General features: G+C 39.7%; 9 protein-coding genes. 1 reads left to right on the forward strand and 8 read right to left on the reverse strand.

What is annotated here, in order from left to right; translation table 11 throughout:
* Nucleotides 1-4: 4 nt before the first annotated feature.
* The 8 genes from wecC to EGM47_RS10895 form a co-directional block, all read right to left on the reverse strand.
* Nucleotides 5-1219, reverse strand: a complete 1215-nt coding sequence (gene wecC / locus EGM47_RS10860; protein WP_124980831.1) for a UDP-N-acetyl-D-mannosamine dehydrogenase — start codon at nt 1217-1219, stop codon at nt 5-7.
* The gene (gene wecB / locus EGM47_RS10865; protein WP_124980832.1) at nt 1212-2342 is read right to left on the reverse strand and encodes a non-hydrolyzing UDP-N-acetylglucosamine 2-epimerase; all 1131 of its coding nucleotides are present in this window, start codon (nt 2340-2342) and stop codon (nt 1212-1214) included. The genes wecC and wecB overlap by 8 nt, the downstream gene beginning before the upstream one ends.
* Nucleotides 2343-2453: 111 nt before the next feature.
* Entirely contained in the window at nt 2454-3320 is an 867-nt protein-coding gene (gene rfbA, locus EGM47_RS10870) for a glucose-1-phosphate thymidylyltransferase RfbA (RefSeq protein ID WP_124980833.1), read from the reverse strand.
* Between the two features lies 1 nt (nt 3321).
* A complete protein-coding gene (gene rfbC, locus EGM47_RS10875; RefSeq protein ID WP_124980834.1) occupies nt 3322-3867 on the reverse strand; it encodes a dTDP-4-dehydrorhamnose 3,5-epimerase in 546 nt (181 codons plus the stop codon).
* A gap of 41 nt (nt 3868-3908) precedes the next feature.
* On the reverse strand, nt 3909-4952 hold the full coding sequence (rfbB, locus tag EGM47_RS10880; RefSeq protein WP_124980835.1) for a dTDP-glucose 4,6-dehydratase: 1044 nt from the start codon (nt 4950-4952) through the stop codon (nt 3909-3911).
* A gap of 4 nt (nt 4953-4956) precedes the next feature.
* On the reverse strand, nt 4957-6234 hold the full coding sequence (locus tag EGM47_RS10885; protein WP_124980836.1) for a nucleotide sugar dehydrogenase: 1278 nt from the start codon (nt 6232-6234) through the stop codon (nt 4957-4959).
* Nucleotides 6235-6267: 33 nt separating this feature from the next.
* Nucleotides 6268-7233: an SDR family oxidoreductase gene (locus tag EGM47_RS10890; RefSeq protein WP_124980837.1), complete on the reverse strand. Its 966-nt coding sequence runs from the start codon at nt 7231-7233 to the stop codon at nt 6268-6270.
* Between the two features lie 50 nt (nt 7234-7283).
* Nucleotides 7284-8678 carry a UDP-glucose 6-dehydrogenase gene (locus tag EGM47_RS10895; protein ID WP_124980838.1) on the reverse strand — a complete coding sequence of 465 codons (1395 nt, stop codon included), beginning with the start codon at nt 8676-8678 and terminating at the stop codon, nt 7284-7286.
* A gap of 202 nt (nt 8679-8880) precedes the next feature.
* Between EGM47_RS10895 and EGM47_RS10900 the strand changes: the two genes are divergently transcribed.
* Nucleotides 8881-10185 (forward strand): OmpA family protein, encoded by a 1305-nt coding sequence (locus EGM47_RS10900; RefSeq protein WP_240642418.1) that lies wholly within the window; start codon nt 8881-8883, stop codon nt 10183-10185.
* Nucleotides 10186-11180: the final 995 nt, after the last annotated feature.

An 11180-nucleotide genomic window follows, 5' to 3' on the forward strand; every position in this document is an offset into this window, starting at 1 on the left:
CTTTTTATTTTTTCACACCACAAAAATCTAACACTACTTTGTTAGAATCCTTAGGCAATCCTTTAAACTCATCATGCGCAACTAAAAACGCGATTATATCCGCTTTCGCGAAAGCGTCACTATAATCCGTCAACTTAAAAACCTTATGGTCCTGAATATTGGGTTCAACAATAAAATAATCCTCGTCGTTAGCATCTTGCAGAACTTTCTGGGCAATATATTTTGCCGGAGACTCCCTTAAATCATCAATGTTTGGTTTAAACGCGAGCCCCATCAGGGCAATAGACGGTTTTCTACCGTGCTTCAATTGAAAATCCAATTTGGTCGACTTAATTTTTTCAGCACACCAGAAACTCTTATAATTATTAATCTCTCTCGCTTTTCCAATAATCTGAGATTCCATCGGAAAATCGGCTGTAATAAAATACGGATCTACAGCGATACAGTGCCCACCTACTCCACAACCTGGTTGTAAAATATTCACCCTCGGATGTTTATTGGCCAAATTGATCAATTCCCAGACATTGATACCTGCTTTATCACAAATCAAACTCAACTCATTGGCAAATGCAATCTGTACATCCCTTGACGAATTCTCCACCAATTTGCACATCTCAGCTGTACGCGCGTTGGTTGGATGCAATTCCCCCTTTACGTAATTCTCATAAAAGGCCAGTGCCTTGGAGGTACTTTCTTCATTGATCCCACCTATCACACGATCATTATGAACCAACTCATGCATTACATTTCCCGGGAGCACACGCTCAGGACAATAGGCAATAAAAATCTCTCCTTTCAATTCTGGTCGCTCAGAATAGATAAGATCAGCCATTTTTTCGGTTGTTCCTACTGGTGATGTGGATTCAATGATGTACAAATCACCCTTCTTTAATAAGGGTAATATACCTTTAGTCGCCGCCTCAACAAAAGATATATCTGGTTCATTTTTATCTTTGAACGGAGTCGGCACCACGATCAAATAGGTATCGGCTTCAACGGCGCTGGTTGAAGCTTCTAAGTACCCTTCTGCAACAGCGGTCGCCACAGCAGTATCCAGATCTGGCTCTATAATATGAATTTTACCTTGATTGATAGTTTCCACCACCTGCGGATTGATATCTACACCGTGCACCTGCACCTTATTACTCGCAATTAACGCAGCGGTGGGTAGACCTATGTAACCCAATCCGATCATTACTACTTCTGGCTTTTTATTCATTATGATCCATTATCGTTTTGACTATGCGCTCACAAGCTTTCCCATCGCCATAAGGATTATGCAACGCACTCATTTTTTCAAATCTTTCTTTATTCTCCAAGAGACCAACCGCCTCGTTATAAATTTGATCGGGATCTGTTCCTACCAAAATCACCGTTCCTGCCTCTACCGCTTCAGGACGCTCTGTAGTATCCCTCATAACTAACACCGGCTTACCTAGACTAGGCGCCTCTTCCTGAACCCCTCCACTATCCGTAATAATAAGCTTGCTGCGGTTCATCATCCATATAAAATCTTGGTAGGCCAAAGGCTCAATCAGCATAACATTGGTCAATCCTCCCAAAATACGATTCACAGGCTCTTGAACCTTAGGATTCAGATGAACTGGATAAACAATTTGAACATCAGGGTACGACGTAGCCATGTTTTTCAGTGCTGTGCAAATATTTTCAAAGCCTTGACCGTGATTTTCACGGCGATGACCGGTAACTAAAATTACTTCGCTTTCACCTAGTTGCTGATCCAGTGACTGTATTATAGGAGAGGGCTCTGACTGAACCCGCTCAACACTATTCAACAACGCATCAATAACAGTATTTCCTGTTATAACAATACGATCTTCTGGCACATTCTCTTGGAGTAGATTCTTGGCGCTTGTACTGGTAGGAGCAAAATGAAAATCAGCTACACGCCCGGCAATTTGTCGGTTAATTTCCTCTGGAAATGGAGACCACTTATTGTGCGTGCGCAACCCAGCCTCTACATGACAGACCTTACTCTGGTTGTAAAAAGAAGCGATACCTGCCGCCATAGTCGTTGTAGTATCACCATGTACAAAAACAAAATCTGGATTAAAATCCTCCAGCACATTTTTCATCCCAGAAATAATATCAGCTGTCAGGCCATAAAGATTTTGGCCAGGCTTCATCAGATCCAAATCATAATCTGGTTGGATATCAAAAAAATCCAGCACCTGATCTAACATTTCCCGATGCTGGGCAGTGACCGCCACCCTCGTATCAAAGCTTGATGAATACTTATTGAATTCCTTAACCAGGGGAGCCATTTTGATAGCTTCTGGTCTGGTCCCAAAGACGATCAACACTTTTTTGGAGTGACTCATGAATTGGTTGATTATTTTTTTTGCAAAGGTAATGCTTTGAGCGAACAAATAGGTTTTAATTCACTTATTTCAAAAAAGAACTTTGATGGAGTACACCAGCGGTATAACTCATCAGATATGCGAACTTAAATATTCATAATAATCACCTTTCTTATCTACAATGCTATCAATGATCTGTTGTTTACTGACCCACCCCATCTTATAGGCGATTTCTTCTAGGCAAGAAATTTTCAATCCTGTACGTTTCTCGATCACTTTGACGAATTCAGTGGCTTCGGACAAGGATTCATGAGTTCCTGTATCTAACCACGCATACCCCCTACTTAACAATTGCACATCCAATCGTCCATACTTCAGGTAAAATTGATTTACACTGGTGATTTCCAATTCACCTCGATCGCTGGGCTTAACTTGTTTTGCAACAGAGACAACATCGTTGGGGTAAAAGTACAATCCCACAACGGCATAGTTTGATTGCGGGTTTTTAGGTTTTTCTTCAATGGAGGTCACTTGTCCATTGTTGTCAAAAGCTACCACTCCATATCTTTCTGGATCTGTAACGTAATTACCAAAAACCGTTGCCTTGCCTGTTTCTTTAACATTTTGAACGGTTTGCTGAAGAACTTTGGAGAAACCCGCTCCATAAAAAATATTATCCCCCAAAATTAGACAAACATCATCTTGACCTATAAATTCCTCACCTATAATAAAAGCTTGGGCTAAACCATCGGGACTGGGCTGCTCTGCATATACCAATGACAAACCAAACTGGCTGCCATCGCCAAATAATCGTTTGAACTGAGGTAAGTCATGTGGCGTAGAAATAATTAATACCTCTCTAATACCAGCCAGCATCAAGACACTTAGCGGGTAATAGATCATGGGTTTATCATAGATCGGAAGTAATTGTTTGGATACGGCATATGTTAAAGGATGTAATCTAGTACCCGATCCTCCTGCTAAAATAATTCCTTTCATATTAAAATTTTAAGTCTGCCAAGGAAGGCAATAATTGATCTTTTTCAGATAAAATGCGCTGATCCACAGGTATACGCCAATCAATACCTAAACTAGGCTCATCGTGTCGGATGCCATACTCTTCAGCTGGTGCATAAAAATTATCGCATTTGTAGAAAAATGTGGCCTGTTCACTGAGAACAGCAAATCCATGAACACAACCTTTTGGGACAAAAAGCTGATGCCTATTGGTCTCGTTCAGCAATACGCTTACTACTTTTCCATAAGTGGCAGAACCTTTACGCAAATCAACCGCCACGTCCAGTACTTCCCCTTGAAGTACAGAGACCAATTTTGCTTGGGCATTGACACCTTTTTGCGCATGCAAACCCCTTACCACGCCATAGGTAGACTGTGACAGGTTATCTTGTACAAAATCAACATCCAGCCCGGTAGCATCTGCAAATTTCTGCCGATTAAAACTTTCCATAAAAAAACCCCTGTCATCCCGAAAGATTGTAGGTTTAAGAATAAAACATTCATCTATTGAAGTAGCTTCAATCTTCATAATTTGCTATTTTGGGTTCGCTTTCGCGAAAGCGATAATCGCTATTCATACTGTTCTTTGTAGTAGGTTTGATAAGCTCCACTAGTCACTCTGGTAAGCCATTCCTGATTATTCAAATACCAATCAATGGTGGACGACAGGCCTTCCTCAAAGGTAACGCTAGGCTCCCACCCGAGTTGATGCTTGATTTTTGTAGCATCTATAGCGTATCTTAAGTCGTGTCCTGGTCGGTCCTTGACAAAAGTAATCAGCTTTGCCGAGTCTCCCGCTTCACGTCCCAGTTTCTCGTCCATCAATTGACATAGTAAGTTCACTAAATCAATATTCTTCCATTCATTAAACCCGCCTATATTATAGGTTTCTCCATTTTTACCTTTGTGAAATGCCTGATCTATGGCTGCTGCATGATCAATGACATACAACCAATCCCTGGTATAATTCCCGTCCCCATAAACTGGTAAAGGTTTATTTTCAATGATGTTATTGATAAAGAGAGGAATAAGTTTTTCAGGAAAATGATTAGGACCGTAATTATTGGAACAATTGGAGATCAAATAAGGTAAGCCGTAGGTCTCACCGTAGGCCCTGACAAAATGATCAGAACTAGCTTTGGAGGCACTGTACGGCGAATTCGGATCATAGGGGGTCTCTTCAGTAAAGAGACCGTTCTCACCCAGCGAACCATAAACTTCGTCTGTACTTACATGGTAAAATCTTTTCCCTTCAAAACTCGCCCATGTCTCCCTAGCCGCCTGTAGTAAATTTACCGTTCCCAATACATTGGTACGTACAAATGCCATAGGGTCGTTTATACTCCTATCTACATGGCTCTCAGCCGCCAAATGTATGACCGCGTCAAAATTGGCCTGCTTAAAGATTTTTAGAATTGCTGGATAATCCGTTATATCCGCTTTCGCGAAAGTGTAGTTAGCGTAATCCTCTATATCTTTCAGATTCTCCAGGTTTCCCGCATAGGTAAGTGCATCCAAATTTGTGATATGGTAAGTAGGATAATTTTTGACAAATCTGCGCACTACATGGGATCCTATAAAACCAGCACCACCTGTGACAAGTATTTTTTTCATCTTGCTATAGTCGTTTATCTGCCTCATCAAAGAGGAAGCCTTTAACATCATAAACCACTGAATTAGATTCTTTCAATCCGTGAATATCTAAATCATTAAAATCAGAATGAGCCACTGCACCAATAATGGCATGATATCGTCCTGATGGCTGTGTTTTTAGCGTTGTGATACCGTATTCCTGCTGAACTTCTTCAGGATTGGCAAGAGGATCATAAACATCAACACATAGACCAAACTCCACGAGCTGTCGGACCAAGTCAATCACCTTGGTATTACGCACATCTGGACAGTTCTCTTTGAATGTGACACCTAGAACTAGAGCTTTGGCATCTTTCACAGGTATATCTCTGGACAACATAAGTTTCACAATTTCGCTGGCTACATAATTACCCATGCTATCGTTCATTCTGCGACCGGCCAGAATAATTTCAGGATGATATCCTACCTCTTGAGCTTTTTGAGCCAAGTAATATGGATCCACACCTATACAATGCCCTCCTACGAGTCCTGGTGTGAATGGAAGGAAATTCCATTTTGTACCCGCTGCTTCTAGTACGTCTTGCGTGTTAATATCAAGTAAATTAAAAATCTTAGCCAACTCGTTAACAAAAGCGATATTGATATCTCGTTGAGAGTTTTCTATGACTTTGGCAGCTTCTGCTGTCTTTATCGTTGGGGCCAGATGTGTACCAGCGCTAATTACACTCTTGTATAAATCGTCAACTTGCTTTGCCGCCTCCGGTGTGCTACCTGATGTTACTTTAAGGATTTTATCAACGGTGTGCAGTTTATCCCCTGGATTGATGCGCTCTGGCGAATATCCTACGTAAAAATCATGATTAAACGTTAATCCACTTACCCTTTCTAATACGGGTACACAGACTTCTTCAGTAGCTCCAGGATATACCGTCGATTCATAAATAACAATATTTCCTGGCGCTAGCACCCCTCCTACTGTTTCACTGGCCTTGATTAATGGGCCTAACAGCGGACGATTATTTTGGTCCACCGGTGTAGGTACCGTGACAATAAAAACATCGATCCCTTTAAGATCTTGTGTCTGATATGTACAAAAAAGCCCTACATCATTATCTGGCTTTGATTTTAATACACTGTGGAGCAGCGATCTTTCGATTTCAAGTGTTTTATCCTCACCAGCATTAAGTTGATCAATACGCTTTTGATTAATATCAAATCCTACTACTGAGTACTTGGTGGCCATAATACGAGCCAAAGGCAAACCAACATAGCCTAATCCAATAATGGCGATCTTTTTATCCATAGTTGTAATTGTTTCGCTTTCGCGAAAGCGAAATTATAAATTATCCCAATACCATTTGACTGCCTCCTCGATACCGTCAGTAATGGTATGGCTTGGTTCATATCCCAAAAGCTGCCTCGCTTTATCGATAGCAGCGAGCGAATGAGGAATATCACCGATCCTTTCTGAAGCATGATTTACCGCAATATTTGCAATCTTTGGATCAAATTTAGAAAGGTTGTACTTGAGCAGTTCGACCAGCTGGTTAAGTGTTGTTTGTGCTCCGCAAGCTATATTAAAAATGGCATTTTCTGCCCTTGGATTTGAGGTAAGCATGGCTAACTCATTTGCCTGAACTACGTTGTCAATATAGGTAAAGTCTCGAGAAAAGCTGCCGTCTCCATTGATAGTTGGAGATTTTTTATTTTTTAACTGTTTGGTGAAAATTGGGATAACAGCAGCATAGGTACTTTCTGGATCCTGTCTTCTACCGAAAACATTGAAGTACCTTAAACCGATAGTATTCAATCCATAGGTTTTATAAAACACATCGGCATATAATTCATTGACGTATTTGGTCACAGCATAAGGTGAAAGAGGCTTACCAATTTGATCTTCAATTTTTGGTAACTCTTTTGAATCGCCGTAGGTCGAACTACTGGCAGCATAAATCATCTTTTTGACCTTTGCATCTTTGCAGGCTACCAACATATTTAAAAAACCACCGACATTGACTTCGTTTGAGGTTATTGGATCCTTAATGGATCTGGGAACACTTCCCAATGCTGCCTGGTGGAGCACGTATTCACAGTTTTCTACTGCTTTACGGCAGGTATTCAAATCGCGGATATCCCCTTCGATAAATTCAAAACTATCAAGGTTGACAAACGAAGATATATTCGATCGTTTACCAGTACTAAAATTATCAAGTCCTGTAACTAAGTATCCCTTATTCAAAAAATATTCAACAAGATTACTTCCTATAAATCCAGCGGCTCCAGTAACAAGTATTTTCAAAATGGAAGGTTTTATTGATCGTAGTAAAGTCTAACTTTTTGGATGGTTAACCACTATCCTTTTCCGATCACGTAGGTTTGAAATCCAATCTCATCCAATTTTTCTGAATCCAACAACATCCTGCCATCAAAAAGGAAGGCTGGTTTAAGCATAGCCTTGTAGATGACATTCCAGTCATAACTGATAAACTCATCCCATTCAGTCATAATGGCGATCGCATGAGATCCTTCGGCCGCGGTATAAGGGTCGTCCACTACTTGCAATTGTTCTGAAATCTCAACATCAGATTGAGTTCCAAGATATTTGAGATCTTCAATCATTTGTTTTTCAGTTACCTTTGGATCATAAACCACAACATTGGCTTGTTCACTTAGTAAATAATCGGCAACATAAATGGCTGCAGACTCTCGCGTATCATTGGTATCCTTTTTAAACGCCCAGCCATAGAGAACAATTTTTTTTCCTGCTACCGTATTAAAAAGCGTTTTTACGATGTTTTTAGCAAATCTCCTCTTTTGATGGTCATTCATGATAATTACTTGTTCCCAGTAATCAGCCACTTCATTTAAACCGTAGCTCTGCGCGATGTAAACCAAATTCAAGATATCCTTTTGAAAACAGGACCCACCAAAACCTACAGAAGCTTTTAGAAACTTAGACCCAATCCTTGAATCTGTTCCAATAGCCCTAGCTACCTCGCTCACATCAGCCTCAGTAACCTCACAAAGCTCTGATAAAGCATTAATAGAGCTCACCCGTTGGGCAAGAAAAGCATTAGCGGTAAGTTTAGACAATTCTGAGGACCAGACATTAGTGGTAAGAATGCGATTTTTTGGAACCCAGTTGGCATAGATATCGACCAATGCCTGTTGCGCAGCACGACCGCGTTCTGTCTGTTCTCCTCCAATCAATACGCGATCAGGACGAAGCAAATCATCAACAGCGGTACCTTCGGCAAGAAATTCAGGATTAGACAAGATGTCAAAATGCACTCCATTGCCCGTGTTGTCCAATATACTTTTCAAAGCCTCTGCTGTACGGACAGGTAAAGTAGATTTTTCAACAATGATTTTATCTTCTTTGGCAACGGATGCTATTTGTCGCGCACACAGTTCGATGTATTTCAGGTCAGCAGCTTTACCTTTCCCGATACCATAGGTCTTAGTAGGAGTATTCACTGAAATAAAAATCATATCGGCCTTGGATATGGCTGATTCGACATCGGTACTGAAAAATAAATTTCTACCTCTTGCTTCCTCAACGATATCGGCTAATCCAGGTTCATAAATAGGTAACCTTGTAACATCTTCATCATTCCAATTATTGATGCGTTGCTGATTCAAATCCACAACTGTCACATTGATGTTAGGACATTTTGAGGCAATGACCGACATGGTTGGACCACCCACATACCCTGCACCGATGCAACATATTTCTTTTATTTTCATCTGACGACTTCTAGAGGGCAAAAGTACATCAAAATGCCTGAAAAGGAAATTGATACTCTTACGAATATATTGTTGGTGACGAAATCGATTGAGAAAAATTTAATTATTTATAACATTATTTTATGTGTGAACTGAGGTAGATTTTTTGGTACTAGTCACATATATATTCATATATTTGTCGCTGAAAGCAAGAATTAAACTTATGAAAAAATTACTTACACTTACACTTTTGATGTGCGCGGGTATTCTCTACGCTCAGGAAACTGAAAACATGGAACCAGAAATGAATTCTGATTCTTCTAATTTTAAAAGATGGGCCATCGACCTTGGAGCTGGTGTCCACAAACCTACTCGTCCTTTTGCCAGTAGTGCTTTTACAAACACACCAGACTTATTCCAAGTAGATCTTGGAGTACGTTATATGTTTACAAGATCTTTTGGTATTGGATTAGAATTCGGATACAATGATATCCAATCCGATGAAGATTCTCCAATTGAATTCGAAACAAAGTATTATCGTACTACTTTAGAGGGTATTGTAAATCTTGGCAACTTCGTGAATTTGGATGCAGCTACCTCTAATTTTGGTATTATCGGACATGGTGGTATGGGTATCGGTTTTTTACCTGCTAATGACGATTTTAATCCTGATGGTGGTACTGATTTACAACTTAATTTCCAGGTTGGTATAACTCCGCAATTGAGACTAGCTGACAATGTGGCTTTATTTGGTGACCTAACGGTGATCGGAACAGTTAGAAATGATTATGGATGGGATGGTTTGCCACTTCCAAATGCAACAAGAGGTTTTGAAGGACTTTTGGTAAATGCATCGGTAGGTATTTCATTCTACTTAGGAAATGGTAATGCTCCAGCTGATTTTGCAAAAGATCCGTTAGAGGCTAAAGTAGATGAAGTTGCTGAAGCAATGGATCAAATGGCAAGGGAATACGCTGATGACGATAAAGATGGTGTGCCGAACTATATCGACAGAGACAACACTACTGAGAGTGGTGTGCGTGTTGATAACAAAGGACGTGCTATTGACCTAAACAAAAATGGTATTCCTGACGATATGGAAAGTGCATTGGATTCTAGATATGCGAGCCAATCAGATGTTCAAACTGCCATCGACGGAGCTAACGCTAGTAATGGTAACCTGATCAAACAATTGATCAACGAAGGTTATGTGAACGTATACTTCAGATTCAACAGTACAAAGCCAACTACCTACTCTCTTGGAGCTGTAAATACTATCATGCAATACATGAATGACAACCCAAGCGCGACTGCCACACTTACAGGATATGCAGATGAGATTGGAAGCCCTGAATACAATAAAGATCTTTCTGAGCGTAGAGCTAAAATGGTACATGATGTACTAGTTGCTGCTGGAATTGACGCTTCGAGACTTTCCTACAACGGTGACGGTGAAGATGCATCTGTAGATAAAAATAGTTCAGATGCTAGACAATTGGTAAGAAGAGTGACTTTCAGAGTCAACTAATCTATTTAAACGATTAACCACTCAAAGTTCCAAGCTGTAAAGCTTGGAACTTTTTTTTGTTCAAAACTCTAGAAATAACATATTGTGTACAAAGGCTTTAAATAATCAGTATTGTGTTTTCAAGATGAATCGATATGACTAGATCTAATCAAAATTCAAATGCCGCTGTTATAATAAGATCTAGCCGAAGTATCATTATCTCCTAAATGATGCAATCATGTAATTGAATTAAAGATCTAAGGATCATTTGTCAACCACTCGAATTTAATGCAGTGTTTCTATTTGTATACGATTGCATATCAAGCACCAGCAAATCAATTTGAACAAAACTGTTGTGCGAAGATTAAGGCATCAGCCCATTACTTGAACTATATGGTTAACGCTACGTTTCTAATTGTACAAGTTGAATGTCTACAAGAGATAAAGAAGGACAGTATAGCATCAAGGTCATTGAACCTAAAGTGCAGTTCTCAATGAATATTGTAAGTCTTTTCAAAAACTTAGAAAGTATATAGCAAAAAATATTTGGCTATACGAGAAGATCAAATGCAAATAATTTCTATGTACAATGAAGGATTTGTCATAATTAAAAGAAATCTTTTTAAATAGCTTAGGACCTTCACAACACTTCTAGCACTATGTATAGATGATCTAATTAAGTCTTAATAGAGCCGACGAATTGATATTGATCAAACTAGACATATTGTTTCTCCCCAAGCTCACGATAACAATTTAAGCGAGCATATTTAGATTCAATGTCGAGGAATAGCATGCTAGAAGGTCTTCAGTAATGTGATCAATACCTACTTCTTTAGCGATAAATTAAAAGGATCAAGTTCGATCTTATATTTAAATGATCTTTCCATTGATAAAGTCGGCTGAAGATCCCACCAGACCCTAGGAATGTATCACACTTTAGCGCACAAAACTACGGTGCAGAATCGCTCATCAAACCTGTATAATTGATCACGGTCGTAATACAATGAGCAAGGGAA

Origin of the sequence: Nonlabens xiamenensis (assembly GCF_003865345.1) — a bacterium.
GTDB lineage: Bacteria > Bacteroidota > Bacteroidia > Flavobacteriales > Flavobacteriaceae > Nonlabens > Nonlabens xiamenensis.